Origin of the sequence: Candidatus Rickettsia kedanie (assembly GCF_045865205.1) — a bacterium.
GTDB lineage: Bacteria > Pseudomonadota > Alphaproteobacteria > Rickettsiales > Rickettsiaceae > Rickettsia > Rickettsia australis.
Window position 1 is genome coordinate 17,975 of the sequence record NZ_BAABMM010000029.1, and the last position, 15,337, is coordinate 33,311.

Sequence of the window (15,337 nt, forward strand, 5' to 3'; positions counted from 1 at the left end):
TGGATGCTGCTGCAATGGCTCGGTTTTCCGTCATTGCAAGAAGAATTACATAGTAATTCGACGAAGCAATCCAGTAAACAATGCTAATTTTTAGCATTGTTTTAATTATTTTCTGGATTGCCGCGTTCCTTTTGGTCACTCGCAATGATGCTGCAGGTATCCATGCAACAACGCCATAAAATCGAATAAAATAACTTAGCACTTTTTCAAGTTATTTTATTCTTTATGTAATTTGTTACTGCTTCTACGACTTCCATAGCCGAAAGCTCTGAAGTATCGATAATTAAAGCATCTAAAGCCGGTAATAACGGTGCGGTTTTTCGCTCTTTATCTCTTTTATCTCGCAAAATTATTTGCCGTAAAATCTCATCGAGTATACATGTTTTTCCTTTTGCTTGCAACTGCTTATATCGTCTTTCAGCCCTAATTTGAGGATTTGCGGTGATAAAAATCTTTAAATCTGCTTCAGGTGCAACAACAGTACCTATATCCCTACCCTCCATAATGATTCTTGGCATTGTTTTTACTAGATTAATCAGATATTTATTTAGATTATTTCTAACTTCACTTATTACGGCAATTTGCGATGCTATATCGCCTATACTCTCATTCTCCCAGTCAAGATTACTATCGAGTTTTAATTCTTTAGATAAAGCAATGACTGCATCTATATCAGTGACATCTATTTTTTGATTAATACAGTCAAAAGCAAGCTGCCTATAAACAATACTTGACTGAAAATATTGAAGAGAAAATTTTTTTGCCAGTATTAAACCGATAGTCCCTTTACCTGAAGCAGCGGGACCGTCAAGAGAAATAGTAAAATTTTTAGAAATATCAAAGGCTTTAGTTGTTAAATCCACCATAAAATTATAGACTAAATAATAAAATATTATAAATAATGGAAATAAAGCTTGAAATCTAGTACATTATGCAATAAATATAGAATTTTAAAATTATTAGAGCATATCAGTAAATAAATTTTAACCGATAATTTAATTCTTTTAAAATTTATTTACTGATATGCTCTAAGGGTGATTAGCTCAGTTGGTTAGAGCATTACGTTGACATCGTAAAGGTCGGTGGTTCGAGTCCACTATCACCCACCATTTCCCAGTTTTTGGTGTTTTCATAAATATATTAAACGACAGATATAGTTTTGGTGTCCTGTGTATTATCTTCTAGCTTTTGTTCCAATTTTGATTATTTTGCTTTAACTTAAAGAGATAATTATTTATAGATGAGTTGGGCGATCTGCCTATAGAATGTTACATAATAGGTAAAAAAGTTAAGGAAGATTTCCAAATTATTAGACAAAAGTTTAGGAAAAGTGAAAGGCAATTTATGAGGGATATGGATTAATAGTTTAATATAAGATACAATAAATTATTTTATGATCTAGCCTCCATATCTTACTCCTTAATAAAAACCAATTCACTATCGGATGAATGCTTAGCACTAAATGCATAACCTAAATATAAGAAATTCTTAAGTAGCTCAGGTGAGTCAATTAGGTTGTTAGCAATAACCTTGACCATCGCCCCACGAGCTTTTTTAGCATTTATTCCAATTGTTGATAATTTTCCGTCTCTATTTTCTTTAAAATGAGTGTTAACTAATTGATATTTAAGCTTATTTAGGTTTATTACAGATGAATATTCTTGTGATGCTAGATTGAGTAAATATTTATTTTCATGCTTAGCAAGAATTTTATTAATATAATTAGTGACTTCATCTTGCCAAAAGCTTGTTAAATTTAGTTCATTTAGTTTTGTTGCCATTTCTAATCTATACGGCTTAATAGCATCTAGCGGTTTTAAGGCTCCGTAAAGACCTGATATAATAAGCAAATGTGATTGTAGGAAATTTAGTTCATGATTAGTTAGTTTTTCTACATGTATATTATTAAAAACATCTCCTGCATAAGCAAAAATAGCTGCTTTACTCTCTTGATTATTAAAATCCTTAAATCTTTCTTTATTTATATGTGCAAGTTTTGTACTTATATCCATTATTTCCGATAATTGATTCTCAGAATAGCTTTGGAGTGTAGAAAGTAACTGATTAGTTAAATTAGGGAATATAAGAGAAGTTAGCCCTGTTTTGGGAGCTAGCTTCTCAAAATTAAGAGTTTTAGTGGAAGAAATAATAACAAGCATTTCTATCTAACCGGAGTACTCGGAAGAGATGAGGTGGTATTCGCAATATTTCTGTTAGTATTATCAATTGTTTTCATAATTGCATAACTTGGATCACTGTCAAGTTCTACTACTTCTTTTGATTTCGTAGTTTTTTGGCCTGTACAACCAATTAAAGCTACAGAAGCAAATAAAATTATTAAATATCTTATCATAATAAATACCCTGTTTTAATTTTACACTTGAGATAGTTGCCTATTATTATAATGTCAAGTGAGAGGAAATTTTATTACCCTACCCTATAACGTTTAAGTAATAATCTAAAGATTCTTCATAATATTTTAAATCTAATTCTGCATAATTTAAATTAGGTTCCTCTTCGCTTTTTTCTATTTTGGGTTTATGTTTATCATAATGTTTTCTAGTTTCTAAATAATATTCTAAAGTTTCTTCATATTCCCAGCTAGGGTGATCATCAGATGCTTTTTCTAAATATGTCATTATTGATGATATTTTTTCCTTTAAAGATTCACATTACATACTTCTTCAAAAATATGATAATATTCTTTCTTATTAGATACTAAAAGCATTATTGTTGGTTTACTATCATTTAATTAATTATATAATTCTTCAAAAAAAGAATCATATTTTCCATTACCTATAATATCGTGATACATGAGAGAGTTTATATTAAGTGCTTGAATAACCAGTTTTCCGTTTATCGATAATATTTTTTAAAAAGTTCTAAATCTTCAATATGAAGAGCCATGGATAAAATATTATTATGTAGTACCATGCTTTTTATTATTTTCCACTTCTCTATAACACTATATTTAGACCATTCCATAACTTATCTACTCCGTATAGTGAAATAAATTTTTAGGCATTCTGTAATAAACAATATTATAGAATTTATTGCTTTCAGGGAATTTGCGTTTGCGGATAGAGAAGCTACCAAAATTTCTAATTTCGATACGTTCTTGTTCTTTGAGAGACCGACTTAAATAATCTAAGATTAAATATACTGAATCTTTCACATCTTCTTTGGAAAGATAATTCAGCTTATCATGTACTTTATCTATTAAATAATTCTGAGTAACCATTATTAAAAAATTGCTTTGATTCCATTAAAACTATTTTTAAAAAAACTAGGTGCTATACTATCAAAATCTTCAAGTATTATGTCCATTAATTTTGGTTTTGGTTTTAATTGATAATCTTTAACTAGTAGATTAGCATTAATTTTCTTAACTTCCTGTAACCATTTTAATGCAGTCTCTTCCGAGCCTATAGCATCCACAAGCTTTAACTTTAAAGCCTGACGACCTGAATATATTCGTCCGTCTGCGAGCTTTTTTACTTCTTCGATAGGAAGATTACGCCTCTCTGAAACAAGTTCAAGGAAAAAATTATAAGTATCTTCTATATTTTCCATAATGGCTACCCGCACTGCTTCCATCAGTTTTTCGGTAGGATTTGGGACAGCTTTTAATGCACCTGATTTGAAATTATTAAACTTAATCCCCAATTTTTGAGCAAGCTCCGTTACCTCGGCTGTTTGTAGTATTACACCGATTGAACCCGTAATAGTGCCGTTATGGCTAATAATATAATCGCCTCCGAGAGAGATTAAATAACCTCCGCTTGCAGCCATTGTTCCCATAACGATTACTACCGGCTTTTTCTCGGATATTTTACGTAAGATAGTATAAATTTTTTCAGAGCCGACTACCGTACCGCCGGAAGAATTTACGTTAACTATTAACGCTTTAATATGAGAATCATCAATTATTTTTTTGAGCTTTTTATCACGCTTTTCGTCTTCAAGAATTATTTCGTCTATTAATATGGAAGCTATATAGTCTTCATTAATATTAATAGGTAAAACCTCTTTTGGAGCAAAATCTTTACCAACTAGTAAGCATACGATAGCAATTAAAATAATAACTGCTAGCTTCCAAATTAACAAACGAGATTTTATTTGTCTTCTTTCAATTAAATAATCAGGTGTTATACTCATGGTTTCTTATGTTTTTTTAGTTATCCAATTCGATGTCATTCCAGCGTAGGCGGGAATCCAGCACTTTAAAGCATGTAAAAAGCTCGATTTATCTCGCTTTATGATGGGGATTCCTGTTTTCGTAGGAATGACATCAGAGTTATCCAATAAAAAACCTACACGGATATGTAGTTCATGACAACTACAAACCATTCTTAGGGCGTTCAGGACTCTTCATCATCTCAAAAAACTCATTGTTGGTTTTAGTATTTTCAAGTTTTTTGAGTAAAAATTCTATTGCTTCACTGCTACCCATTGGGTCAATAATACGACGAAGAACCCACATTTTATTTAATATTATTTTATCTACTAATAAATCTTCTTTTCTAGTTCCTGATCTCGTTATATCAATAGCCGGATAAATACGTTTATCGGCAATCTTACGATCTAGAACTATCTCGGAATTACCTGTACCTTTAAACTCCTCAAAAATTACTTCATCCATACGAGAACCGGTTTCAATTAAAGCCGTACCTATTATAGTAAGCGAACCGCCATTTTCGATATTTCTTGCTGCTCCAAAAAATCTTTTCGGTCTTTGTAGTGCATGAGCATCAACACCGCCTGTTAATACTTTACCTGATGACGGCACTACGGTATTATAAGCACGAGCTAAACGTGTTATCGCATCTACTAAAATTACTATGTCTTTTTTATGTTCTACTAAACGCTTTGCTTTTTCGATAACCATTTCTGCAAGCTGCACGTGCCTACTTGCTGGTTCATCGAAAGTAGAGCTAACAACCTCTCCACGCACGGAACGTTGCATATCGGTTACTTCTTCAGGTCTTTCATCTATTAACAGTACTATTAAAAATACTTCCGGATTATTGGTTGTAATTGCATGTGCTATATTTTGTAATAATACGGTTTTACCTGTACGAGGAGGTGCTACTATTAATGCACGTTGTCCTTTACCCATAGGGGCAACAAGTTCAATAACTCGTGTACTAAAATCCTTACTATCTTTACTATTATTTTCAAGTTCTAATCCTAATTTGTCATCAGGATATAAGGGAGTTAAATTATCAAAATGAACACGATGATAAGCTTTAGAAGGGTCTTCAAAATTTACTCTATTGACTTTCAGTAAAGCAAAATAACGTTCTCCGGCTTTTGGAGCTCTGATCTGACCTTCTACAGTATCACCGGTACGCAGACCAAAGCGACGAATCTGACTAGGAGAAATATAAATATCATCAGGACCTGCTAAATAGTTTACTTCTGGCGAACGTAAAAAACCAAATCCGTCAGGTAGTACTTCAAGTACCCCTTCTCCCACTATTAAACCTCCCTGCTCTACAGATTTTTTTAAAATTGCAAAAACTAATTCTTGTTTAAGTAATGAATTAATATTTTCGATTTTTAATGCTTCTGCTTGAGCTTGTAGTTCCTCCGGTAATTTACGTTTTAATTGTTTTAAATTAATAATATTACCGTACTCTGCAAAATTATTATGATTGTTATTGGATTCGGTATTGTTAAGCTCTTCTGTAGATTCTTTATTAGTTGTGTTCATTATTTTATTATTAATAGATTATAATTGAAAAGTTGAGTTAGCAATTAAGTTTAAAGGTAAGTAATATACTTATTTAAAATTAGGAATCAAATTAGATTTTTAGAAAATTTTATTTATTCTTGCGGTTTGAAGAATTATTTATCTTGTTAGCTTATAAGAGCTGTTTTATGTATGTAAAAGCATACTAACAACGTAATAGCACATTGTCAACTCAAATCGTCATTGCGAGCAGGTATTGTTGCATAGACCGGTAAAACTCACTGTGTCACCCCGTAGCTCGACCACAGGATCCATAAAAACCATAAAAGTACTAATAATTTTATTATTTTCTTGGATACCGTGGACAAGCCACGGTATGACATCAAGGACGTTTGGATAAACCAATCCACGTATACTCTACAAATCCTTTGATTTTAATAATAATACATTTGAATTAAGTAATGGAGTGAAAACGTTTTTCACTTCGTTTAATAATGCTTCATTGCTTATTTCTTGGTTTAGTTCGCTACGTACCGCATCAAATATTTCTCTTAAACTTTTCTCTTCTACCATATATTTAAAAATATATTTAGTGCTTCTAAATATAGACATTGAGATATTAACATTATTTAATATCCCATTATTAATAGTAAAATTAATAACATTATTTACTGCTGCAGGATTAGATTCCAAATGCTCATAAATTTGTTTAGCAAAATTGGCAATATTATGGAAGTACAGTATATTATCAAGGTCATCAAGAGAGGCTACACTATCTTTTTGGTTTGATACGTAAAATGAATGTTTAATAATATTACCGGTAAGTATTTCGGAAATTGCTTCTCTAGTTACTTTATCCATCTTTTTAACTTTTTGCAGAAGTGAAAAATCTTTTATATAATTTTCCGGTCTTAATAAAATTTTCTCTAAAGGATCAAGATAATCAACAAAATTTAAGCCTGCTTTTTCTACGAATTCATATAACTCAGGAACGGAATAGGCTCTATCCTGTTTGTGCAGGAACATGTCATAAACTCCGGCGTCACCGCAATTTTGGTAATCTGAAAATAACTCCCAACCTCTTTTATACCAGTTAGTAGCAGGCAAATTATCTAGAATTATCTTCCCGTTCATTACTTCTTCGACACGGTTTTTAGTATCTTTATTTATCATTTTCATTAAATCCTGAATTTGATAAACACCGGTACGTCCGTATTTAGCATATACCATTAAACCCATACCGCCGGTTGGCTTTAAAGAATCTTTTAGATTTTTTAAACCTTCATCGGGATTTGCTAAATGATGAAGCACACCGGTACAATTTATATAATCGAATTTTCCAAGTTTTAAATTAGGTATATTTAATATTGAATCATTAATCCATTTAATATTTTTAAGTCCTCGTACTTTTGCACGTTTTTGCGCTACTTCCATGCTAGGTTTACTAAAATCTAGATATATTATCTCGGCATTTTTTTTATCTTTTAACTGCTCGGCAAGATAAATAGTTGCATCACCAGTGCCGCCGCCCGCTGTTAAGCATCTAAAATTATTATTAAAATTTTCTTTTCCTTTATATAGAAAATGGTTTAATTCTCCTAAGAACTCACCGCAAATTGTAAGTAAACGTTCTTTTTCTTGATTTGGGTCTCTGAAAGGATACGGATAATCTTGATAATGCTCTTGTACTTCTGCTAAGTCTTTAGAAATTTTTGTTTTCTTTGAATCGTTCATAAATATTATTATTTTTTTAAGTTATTATTATGTAATCGTTTATCTATTTTCGACTTTGTTGCATGGATCGGTTTCCCGTTATTGCAAGGAAAAACTGTAAGTTTTAACTAAGCAATCCAGTAAAAAATTCTGATTTACAGAATTTTTTTATTATTTTTTCTAGATTGCCGAGTCACTGACGGTTCAGGTATCCCCATGCGGGCAACGTTATCTACTCTCTAAGAAGTATATCTTTTATAATTAATTGAATAGTACAATTATCTTGCCAATTATTAGTTTTTAACGTTCCTATTGCGGCAATATTTTTTGCTTTAGGGCTTAATAAAACATCTTCAAATGAAGTTCCTACCGAATTAAAAGCAATAGCAGATAAGGCTTTATAACCAAAGCTTCGCTTATTTGGAACAAGCATACATTTAATATGCTTACTTCCAACGATATCTGCTTTTAATACAAATAAATCATCGAATTTAAATATAGGCTCATGATTTCCTGGACCGAAAGGCTCTAAAGTGTTTAATTCCTCGATTAAATGGAAATTTACACCATTAACTGTTAAATCAATATCATATTCTGCATGCTTATAATTTTCTAGTTTATTTATACTAATTCTAAAAGCATTATTAAAAAAATTCTGCAATTCTTGTAATTTTTCAGCAGTTACGGTAAAACCTGCAGCCATAGCATGACCTCCGCCTGCTATTAGCAAATCTTTGCTTTTAGCATTGATAATCTCAGCACCGAAATCAATACCTAAAATAGAACGGCATGAAGCTTTACCAATACCGTCATTTAAAGCCACAACCGCTACCGGCTTCTCAAATTTTTCTTTTAATCTTCCGGCAACGATTCCTATCACGCCTGGATGCCATCCTTTTTTTACGATAAATAATAAACTACTATTTTGTTGAGTTAAAGCAATTTCTGTTGCCTCTTCTATCATTAATAATTCAATTACTTTACGCTCATTATTATGTTTTTCGAGTTCTTCAGCTAATTGACTTGCTTCATTAGAACAACTAGTAGAGAGGAGATTAGCCCCTAAACTTGACTTTCCTACTCTACCGCCTGCATTGATACGTGGACCTAGAATAAAACCTAAATGATAACATTTCGGTATTTCATTAAGCCCTGCCATATCATATAATGTTTTAATACCAATATTTTGTCTTTGTTGCATTACTTTCAAACCGCTTGCGACAAATGCACGATTTAAGCCTGTTAATGTCATCATATCGCAAACAGTACCAAGAGCCACTAAATCTAGATACTTCATTAGGTTAGGCTGAAGCATTGTTTGCGTGAAATAATTTTGCTTCTTTAAATTCGATAATATTGCAGTTGCAAATAAGAAAGCAACTCCTACGGCGGCCAAATGTTTATATTCGCTTTTTTCATCAATACGATTTGGGTTTACTATCGCTACTGCATCCGGTAATATTTCCGTAGCTATATGATGATCGATTACTATCACATCAAGGTTAAGGTCTTTTGCATATTTTAGGGCTTCGTGTGCCATAGCACCGCAGTCAACCGTAATTAATAGTTCTGTACCGTTATCTTTAATTTTTTGCATAGCAAAAGGAGTTGGACCATATCCTTCAGCTATACGATCAGGAACATAAATATCACATATTATATTTAAATCTCTAAAGACATTTTTAAGTAAAGCAGCTGAAGTAGCACCGTCTACATCATAATCGGCAAAGATACATATTTTTTGGTTATTTAAAATAGCGTTAACGGTTCTATCTACAGCCTTTTTCATATCGAGTAGATGAAAAGGATCAGGTAATAAATTTTTGATTTTCGGTATCAAAAAATTTTCTACTTCCTCTAGATTATTTACTCTTAATGATACTATCCTAGCCAGTAAATCACTAATTTTGAAACTACGACATAACTCGGTGACTATATCTTCGTTAATCAGTTTCTGTTGCCAGATTTTACCGTTTATAGATGCTTGTGTTTTCATTTTACATTGTCATACCGTGGCTTGACCACGGTATCCATCTTTTTATACTAAAAAATATCTCGGTATTACCTAATTCGCTTGATCACTGAATCCAATTAAAAATGCCAAAATAATTTGGTATACTTTAAATGGTTTTTACTGGATGCTGTGGTCAAGCCACGGCATGACATCGCATCTATATCTCTGAAAGTTTTTTAGCTTCATCGTCTGCAATTAAAGCTTCAACAAATTCATCTAATTGTCCGTTTTTAACTACTTCGTCTATCTTATAAAGTGTTAAGTTTATTCTATGGTCGGATACTCTTCCCTGTGGAAAATTATAAGTACGTATCCGTTCCGAACGATCTCCCGAACCTACCTGCCCTCTTCTACTATCGGCTCTTTCTTGTTCCTTGTTACGTCGTTCTTCTTCATAAATTCTAGCACGTAGAATTTTTAACGCCTTTGCTTTATTTTTATGCTGTGACTTCTCATCTTGTAAGGCTACGGTAATACCGGTAGGGATATGGGTTATACGTACGGCAGAATCAGTAGTATTAACGTGCTGTCCACCAGCCCCTGAAGCTCTATAAGTATCAATTCTTAAGTCTTTATCTTCAATTTTAATATCAACCTCTTCAGCCTCAGGAAGTACTGCAACTGTTGCTGCCGAAGTGTGAATACGTCCTTGTGATTCCGTTTCCGGTACTCTCTGCACTCTATGAACGCCTGACTCAAATTTGAGCTTAGAGAATACATCTTTGCCTTTTATCGACGCCGATGCTTCTTTATAACCGCCTATGCCCGTATCGGAAATTGCTAATATCTCGAAACGCCATCCTTTTAACTCGGCATATCGTTGGTACATATTGAAAAGTACGGCAGCAAAAAGTGCGGCTTCTTCTCCGCCGCTTCCTGCTCTAACTTCAATAATAGCACTTTTACTATCCGCATCATCTTTCGGTAATAAAGCAATTTTTACAGCTCTTTCAAGTTTTGGTAACGAATTTTCAAGAGTATGTATTTCGTCTTCAATCATTTCTAAAGTGGCATTATCAAGTCCCACTTCTAGCTTAAAATTATTTGCTTCTTCAAACTCAGATTTAACTTTATTATATTCTTTAATTTTTACTACAACATCTTCAAGTGCAGCATATTCTTTAGATGCCTTAACAAACTCGTCTCCCATAATGCCGGAAGATAGTTTTTTGCCTAAATTTTCATATTTATCTAAAATTTTTGCTAAATTATCTGAAAAACTCATGTTATTTTATTTGGATTTGTTTTGATTATTGTCATACTGCGACTTGAGCACGGTATCCATCTTAAAATACTATAATATTAGTATTTTAAGTTGTTTTTATGGATCCCGTGGTCAAGCCACGGGATGACACAGAGATGAAATTGATCCACATGGGCATGCGCGCAATGACGACTTATATCAACATCAAAGCGGGGCTTTCTATAAACTGCTTAAATGCTGCCAAGAACTCAGCACCGACTGCTCCGTCTACTACTCGGTGATCGGCAGAAAGAGTTACATCCATAATTGTTGCTATAGTTATTTGATCATTCTTGACTATAGCACGTTTTGCACTAGCTCCAACGCCCATTATACAACTTTGCGGTTGGTTAATTATAGCATTGAAATTTTTAATACCGTACATACCGAGGTTAGAAATGGTAAACCCTCCGCCCTGAAATTCTTCAGGGGTTAATTTGTTATCTTTTGCTTTCTTTATTAATTCTTTCATTGCACGAGATATCTCTATAATGTTTTTTTGATTGGCATTTTTAACTATCGGCGTAACAAGCCCATTCTCAATCGCTACCGCTACTGAAATATCGACATTATTGTAATATCTAATCGCATCTTCCCCCCAACTAGCATTGGCATTTGGTACTTCTTGTAAAGCTTTGGCTACTGCTAAAATAATAAAATCATTAACCGATATCCTTGTTGATTTATCTTCAGAAAAAGATTTATTAATATCTTCTCTTATATCTAACAATTTATCAACATTACATTCTATAGATAAATAAAAATGTGGAACTATTTGTTTAGATTCAAGCAGACGCTTGGCTATAATCTTGCGGATATTATTATTTGGTACTAAACGATATTCTTCAGGATTTCTACTAACTATTTTATTATAAACAGTGCTAGGAGTATATGATAAGACATCTTGTTTAACTATTCTACCGTGCGGACCGCTACCTTTCACGCTCTCAAGTCTAATATTTCCCATTTTTGCAAGTCTTTTTGCAAGAGGTGAGGCGAATATTTTACTAGCATCATGTTGTATAACTGCTACCTGTTCTTCTACCTTAGCTATATTCTCGTGTGGTTTTGGAAGGTTAGCATCTGTTTTCGGTGACGGTGATACATTATTATTTTTTGCAATAAACGTATCAATGTCCGCTTTTTCTTCTCCTTCTTCACTTAATACGGCAATTAAAGAGTTAACAGGTACATTTTGACTATTTTGTGGGATAACTATTTTGGCCATTATACCTTCGTCTACTGCTTCTACTTCCATCGTTGCTTTATCGGTTTCAATTTCGGCAATTACTTCCCCAGGATTAACTTTATCACCTTCTTTTTTTAACCACCTAGCTAGATTTCCTGCCGTCATAGTCGGAGATAAAGCAGGCATTAAAATTTTAATCGGCATAATTTGTTTAGATTTGATTTTTTATTATTGTTGTTCTTAACGTCATTGCGAGGAGGCGTTGTTGTATGGCTCATTTTATGTCATTCCCACGTAGGAGGGAATCCAGTAAAACATATAAAAAACAAGTTTTTTTATATGTTTGTTTTATCAAATATGTAACTTCTATATTAATATTGAAGTTATTTTTAACGATTTGAGTAGCTATCACACCTTAATATCAGGGCTAACTATCATTATCATCTGCTTACCTTCCATTTTAGCATGCTGATCGATTTTAACGAGTCCTTCGAGTCCTACTTCTATACGTTTAAATAGTTCTTGACCAACCTCTTGATGAAGAATCTCTCGTCCCTTAAACCATAAAGAAATTTTTACTTTATCTCCGTCTTTTAAAAATTCTTTGATTTTCCTGAGCTTAGTTTCAAAATCACCTATACTAATATTAGGTTTAAATTTCATTTCTTTAAGTACGACGATTTTTTGCTTTTTGCGTGCTTCATGCAAACGCTTTTTGCTTTTGTACTTAAACTTACCAAAATCTAGAATTTTACAGACAGGGGGTACAGCATTCGGTGATATCTCGACTAAGTCAAGACCGGCTCTTTCTGCCATATCTAATGCTTCTCTAATATTTACGACGCCGTGCATTTCGCCGTTTTCGCCTACTAGACGAACTTCTCTAGCTCTGATTTCTCTATTAGCCTTAGGAAAATTATTTTTAGAAATAAAATGTCTCCGTATTATGTTTATCAATCAATATATTGCATTTAACTTATTTTATTTAAAATTACAAGTAAATAAAATATTTGATCTTTAATTTTATTTAGAAAGTTTTAAAAAAAATTGAAACTACAAGGCAAATTCCAAATATTAATAAACAGATTCGTGTTAATTTAGCGACTATTTCCTGTATTTTCAAGTTTTTTAGGGCTATAGCATGCTTATGAGCTTGTTCTTTTTGTACCATATGCATTAATTTCTGTAAAGTACCGGGATAAATACTCTCATATTCACTGATTAAATCAATTGGCGGTAATATATGTTCAAATTTTTTACGGTAAAAATTATTATCAGGCTCATTGACACTAAAAGTCTTAGCATAACCTTTATTTAATCTATTATTTTTGTTAAAAAAATGTTTAGTCTCTTTCATATTCCTTTTTTATTTTTTGAAATGTATATAATATATTACTTTCAACTATTTTAAAATAATCAATTAATTGCATTTCTTTTTTTTGCTGTTGTGTGGAGCTTTTCATATTTATTATATTCTTTAGCTCTGCATATACTAGTTTTATAAAACTTTGTTTCATTGATTATACTAAATTTATAAAATCTTTTTTTGGTACTAGTGGTTCGCCCCTAAAATTTATAGCATTATTAAATTTATTGCAACAGCTTATAAAATTTTATCATATCCGGCAATAATTTTTACTTCCTCGGTATCTTTAGCATAATCTGGTATAATATCTTCTAATATAATCAAATCACTGAAATTTCTTAGAACTTTACTGCTAAAATGATTTTTGCCGAATATAATTTGACCGCCGTTATAATAGCCGTTTTCTTTATCTAAATCTAGTATTCTTAAACTTTCCTTGAGCATTTCTTTAACCTTATATAGCCGCTATGTAAAGCTTTATCTATTTTGGCATTTACTATTTCCGAAAACTGCTTTACATGTTTTGCTATATTGAGATTATATTTTACCGTTTCAGGTTTTAAATATATTTAACAGTTTAAATCATATTGTGTATATCAAGTGCAATAATATGTAACGAAATGCTCAAAAAGCTTGTCAGTATATATTATTATTTTAACAATAGAATTATTTAAATCCATTGTCGTCATAATGCCGTTTTCTTCAAAAATACCTTCCAAGATTATATGATTCTGTGCAGAATCGTTAAATTCCGCTTCTTTGACATCTAAACCGGAATTCGGTAAAAAAAACTCTCTCTTCACTTTTTATAGCATGATCACTATTTGTTAAGTTTAATTCCTCACCGCTAGCTAGCTTAATTTGAAAACAATAAACAACATTAGAGAGCTTTGTTATTACTTCTTCAATTGCAATACTCATATCATTACCTCCATCAACTCTATGTTGGATAATTCTATAGAACCGTCATTACAATAAGAATATTCAAAACTATCTATACTAAATCTAACTGCTACGTCAAAAGTAAAATCAGCAGTTAAAGTTGTATCGTGTCCTAAAGGCTTCGGTAAGGTTATATTGCCGTCATCATAATCGAATATACCCATAGTCCTTGCGTTATTAATATACAGAACTACACTATTATTAACCGGTTTAGTCATTACTCGTTCGTAAGGAACAATAGCATCGCTATATATCTTCCTTAGCTGCAATTTATTTAAATTGCCGTCACCTCTAGCGATCATTCCGTTAGTTACTTTATAATCGCCATAATCCCTAAATCTAAAAGCAAAATTACTGCCTAGTCTTGCTTTAAAGAAGCTATTAAATTGCTCAAATTCAGTACTGTTTAACTTTGCATTTTTGATAAATATTTCTGACAGCCATAGTTGCGGTCTAAATGTCTTGCTTCTCTACCTGATTTAGTTATGGCGTGAGAAGTAGAAAATTCCGGCTTTCCGACCGCAAAACTTTCAATAAATTCCGGCATACGTATATCGTGAAAATTCATAAGATACCTAAAATTACATGTGTGTTTTACTGGATTCCTGCTTTTGCAGGAATGACATTAATATCTTTACTAAGCTTATCCAAATTTTTTACAAGTTTTTCTGGATTGCCGCACTACCAAAGATCGCTCGCAATGATGACTTGGATATCCATACAGACAACACCTGTCACGCTACTAGATGATACAGAGGGCTTTTCAACAACGCCTGATAATTCATTACCAGTTTTGTATTGACTAAATCTTTGCTAGCTTGCAACTCTATTTTATTTGCTTTTATCCCTGCAACATTTTCAAATGAGTGATTTTATCGCTTATTTTACTAGCAAGGCTTAGAGCAATATTACGATTTTTATCATTAGTAAAAATACATATTTCAAATTCCAGCTGTATTATATTTTGTACATTAGTAGATACATTATTAACGTTCAATATATTAACGAGTAAGAATGGACATTTTGCATCCTGAACAACGGCAAAATAGGCACTGTTGCAAATAGGGAATATAGTATATAAGGAATAGAGTAATAAATTGTTATAGATAAGCTTTATGAATATTTTAAGAGACGTCATTTTAAATACGACATAATAATATGGGCGGTAAGGTGGT

General features: G+C 32.2%; 17 protein-coding genes, 1 tRNA gene and 3 pseudogenes. 1 reads left to right on the forward strand and 20 read right to left on the reverse strand.

Annotated features, from left to right (window positions below):
- Positions 1 to 206 precede the first annotated feature (206 nt).
- Complete coding sequence (locus ACKTSD_RS04135; RefSeq protein WP_412708127.1) at positions 207 to 866, reverse strand: (d)CMP kinase; 660 nt, start codon at positions 864 to 866, stop codon at positions 207 to 209.
- Between the two features lie 166 nt (positions 867 to 1,032).
- On the opposite strand from ACKTSD_RS04135, the gene ACKTSD_RS04140 reads away from it, so the two are divergent.
- A tRNA-Val gene (locus tag ACKTSD_RS04140) sits at positions 1,033 to 1,109 on the forward strand.
- Between the two features lie 303 nt (positions 1,110 to 1,412).
- Here ACKTSD_RS04140 and ACKTSD_RS04145 read toward each other — a convergent pair.
- From ACKTSD_RS04145 to ACKTSD_RS04240, 19 genes and pseudogenes are all read right to left on the reverse strand, one after another.
- Positions 1,413 to 2,159, reverse strand: coding sequence for a YaaA family protein (locus ACKTSD_RS04145; RefSeq protein ID WP_412708128.1), 747 nt, complete (start codon positions 2,157 to 2,159; stop codon positions 1,413 to 1,415).
- 2 nt (positions 2,160 to 2,161) lie between these two features.
- A complete protein-coding gene (locus tag ACKTSD_RS04150; protein WP_412708129.1) occupies positions 2,162 to 2,353 on the reverse strand; it encodes a hypothetical protein in 192 nt (63 codons plus the stop codon).
- A gap of 79 nt (positions 2,354 to 2,432) precedes the next feature.
- Positions 2,433 to 2,639, reverse strand: coding sequence for a hypothetical protein (locus tag ACKTSD_RS04155; RefSeq protein ID WP_412708130.1), 207 nt, complete (start codon positions 2,637 to 2,639; stop codon positions 2,433 to 2,435).
- A 217-nt stretch (positions 2,640 to 2,856) separates the two neighbouring features.
- Entirely contained in the window at positions 2,857 to 2,985 is a 129-nt protein-coding gene (locus tag ACKTSD_RS04160) for a hypothetical protein (protein WP_412708131.1), read from the reverse strand.
- Between the two features lie 7 nt (positions 2,986 to 2,992).
- Positions 2,993 to 3,241 carry an HU family DNA-binding protein gene (locus ACKTSD_RS04165; protein ID WP_412708132.1) on the reverse strand — a complete coding sequence of 83 codons (249 nt, stop codon included), beginning with the start codon at positions 3,239 to 3,241 and terminating at the stop codon, positions 2,993 to 2,995.
- A 2-nt stretch (positions 3,242 to 3,243) separates the two neighbouring features.
- On the reverse strand, positions 3,244 to 4,158 hold the full coding sequence (gene sppA, locus ACKTSD_RS04170) for a signal peptide peptidase SppA (RefSeq protein ID WP_412708133.1): 915 nt from the start codon (positions 4,156 to 4,158) through the stop codon (positions 3,244 to 3,246).
- A 181-nt stretch (positions 4,159 to 4,339) separates the two neighbouring features.
- On the reverse strand, positions 4,340 to 5,716 hold the full coding sequence (gene rho / locus ACKTSD_RS04175; RefSeq protein ID WP_412708134.1) for a transcription termination factor Rho: 1,377 nt from the start codon (positions 5,714 to 5,716) through the stop codon (positions 4,340 to 4,342).
- Between the two features lie 396 nt (positions 5,717 to 6,112).
- Entirely contained in the window at positions 6,113 to 7,429 is a 1,317-nt protein-coding gene (locus ACKTSD_RS04185; RefSeq protein ID WP_412708135.1) for a class I SAM-dependent methyltransferase, read from the reverse strand.
- A 211-nt stretch (positions 7,430 to 7,640) separates the two neighbouring features.
- The gene (recJ, locus tag ACKTSD_RS04190; protein WP_412708136.1) at positions 7,641 to 9,404 is read right to left on the reverse strand and encodes a single-stranded-DNA-specific exonuclease RecJ; all 1,764 of its coding nucleotides are present in this window, start codon (positions 9,402 to 9,404) and stop codon (positions 7,641 to 7,643) included.
- A gap of 175 nt (positions 9,405 to 9,579) precedes the next feature.
- Positions 9,580 to 10,647 carry a peptide chain release factor 1 gene (gene prfA / locus ACKTSD_RS04195; protein ID WP_412708137.1) on the reverse strand — a complete coding sequence of 356 codons (1,068 nt, stop codon included), beginning with the start codon at positions 10,645 to 10,647 and terminating at the stop codon, positions 9,580 to 9,582.
- Between the two features lie 172 nt (positions 10,648 to 10,819).
- The gene (locus ACKTSD_RS04200) at positions 10,820 to 12,058 is read right to left on the reverse strand and encodes a pyruvate dehydrogenase complex dihydrolipoamide acetyltransferase (RefSeq protein WP_412708138.1); all 1,239 of its coding nucleotides are present in this window, start codon (positions 12,056 to 12,058) and stop codon (positions 10,820 to 10,822) included.
- A 204-nt stretch (positions 12,059 to 12,262) separates the two neighbouring features.
- On the reverse strand, positions 12,263 to 12,811 hold the full coding sequence (gene infC / locus ACKTSD_RS04205; protein WP_456237197.1) for a translation initiation factor IF-3: 549 nt from the start codon (positions 12,809 to 12,811) through the stop codon (positions 12,263 to 12,265).
- 70 nt (positions 12,812 to 12,881) lie between these two features.
- Positions 12,882 to 13,211, reverse strand: a complete 330-nt coding sequence (locus tag ACKTSD_RS04210; RefSeq protein WP_412708139.1) for a DUF2335 domain-containing protein — start codon at positions 13,209 to 13,211, stop codon at positions 12,882 to 12,884.
- On the reverse strand, positions 13,198 to 13,371 hold the full coding sequence (locus tag ACKTSD_RS04215) for a hypothetical protein (protein ID WP_412708140.1): 174 nt from the start codon (positions 13,369 to 13,371) through the stop codon (positions 13,198 to 13,200). Before ACKTSD_RS04215 ends, ACKTSD_RS04210 begins: the two co-directional genes overlap by 14 nt.
- Positions 13,372 to 13,374: 3 nt before the next feature.
- Positions 13,375 to 13,544, reverse strand: a pseudogene (locus ACKTSD_RS04220) (phage BR0599 family protein).
- 272 nt (positions 13,545 to 13,816) lie between these two features.
- Positions 13,817 to 14,141: pseudogene (locus tag ACKTSD_RS04225) on the reverse strand (baseplate hub domain-containing protein).
- On the reverse strand, positions 14,138 to 14,602 hold the full coding sequence (locus ACKTSD_RS04230) for a phage distal tail protein, Rcc01695 family (protein WP_412708148.1): 465 nt from the start codon (positions 14,600 to 14,602) through the stop codon (positions 14,138 to 14,140). The pseudogene ACKTSD_RS04225 and the gene ACKTSD_RS04230 overlap by 4 nt, the downstream one beginning before the upstream one ends.
- Positions 14,569 to 14,730 carry a hypothetical protein gene (locus ACKTSD_RS04235; protein ID WP_412708141.1) on the reverse strand — a complete coding sequence of 54 codons (162 nt, stop codon included), beginning with the start codon at positions 14,728 to 14,730 and terminating at the stop codon, positions 14,569 to 14,571. Before ACKTSD_RS04235 ends, ACKTSD_RS04230 begins: the two co-directional genes overlap by 34 nt.
- Positions 14,731 to 15,003: 273 nt before the next feature.
- A pseudogene (locus ACKTSD_RS04240) lies at positions 15,004 to 15,337 on the reverse strand (hypothetical protein); the annotation flags it as partial.

Bases quoted from the DNA above. Each gene is read 5' to 3' on its own strand.
- ACKTSD_RS04210 (WP_412708139.1), bottom strand. From the start codon at position 13,211: ATGAAAGAGACTAAACATTTTTTTAACAAAAATAATAGATTAAATAAA.
- ACKTSD_RS04150 (WP_412708129.1), bottom strand. From the start codon at position 2,353: ATGATAAGATATTTAATAATTTTATTTGCTTCTGTAGCTTTAATTGGT.
- ACKTSD_RS04160 (WP_412708131.1), bottom strand. From the start codon at position 2,985: ATGGAATGGTCTAAATATAGTGTTATAGAGAAGTGGAAAATAATAAAA.
- ACKTSD_RS04165 (WP_412708132.1), bottom strand. From the start codon at position 3,241: ATGGTTACTCAGAATTATTTAATAGATAAAGTACATGATAAGCTGAAT.
- ACKTSD_RS04155 (WP_412708130.1), bottom strand. From the start codon at position 2,639: ATGACATATTTAGAAAAAGCATCTGATGATCACCCTAGCTGGGAATAT.
- sppA (WP_412708133.1), bottom strand. From the start codon at position 4,158: ATGAGTATAACACCTGATTATTTAATTGAAAGAAGACAAATAAAATCT.
- ACKTSD_RS04235 (WP_412708141.1), bottom strand. From the start codon at position 14,730: ATGAATTTTCACGATATACGTATGCCGGAATTTATTGAAAGTTTTGCG.
- ACKTSD_RS04185 (WP_412708135.1), bottom strand. From the start codon at position 7,429: ATGAACGATTCAAAGAAAACAAAAATTTCTAAAGACTTAGCAGAAGTA.
- rho (WP_412708134.1), bottom strand. From the start codon at position 5,716: ATGAACACAACTAATAAAGAATCTACAGAAGAGCTTAACAATACCGAA.
- prfA (WP_412708137.1), bottom strand. From the start codon at position 10,647: ATGAGTTTTTCAGATAATTTAGCAAAAATTTTAGATAAATATGAAAAT.
- recJ (WP_412708136.1), bottom strand. From the start codon at position 9,404: ATGAAAACACAAGCATCTATAAACGGTAAAATCTGGCAACAGAAACTG.
- ACKTSD_RS04215 (WP_412708140.1), bottom strand. From the start codon at position 13,371: ATGAAACAAAGTTTTATAAAACTAGTATATGCAGAGCTAAAGAATATA.
- ACKTSD_RS04145 (WP_412708128.1), bottom strand. From the start codon at position 2,159: ATGCTTGTTATTATTTCTTCCACTAAAACTCTTAATTTTGAGAAGCTA.
- ACKTSD_RS04200 (WP_412708138.1), bottom strand. From the start codon at position 12,058: ATGCCGATTAAAATTTTAATGCCTGCTTTATCTCCGACTATGACGGCA.
- ACKTSD_RS04135 (WP_412708127.1), bottom strand. From the start codon at position 866: ATGGTGGATTTAACAACTAAAGCCTTTGATATTTCTAAAAATTTTACT.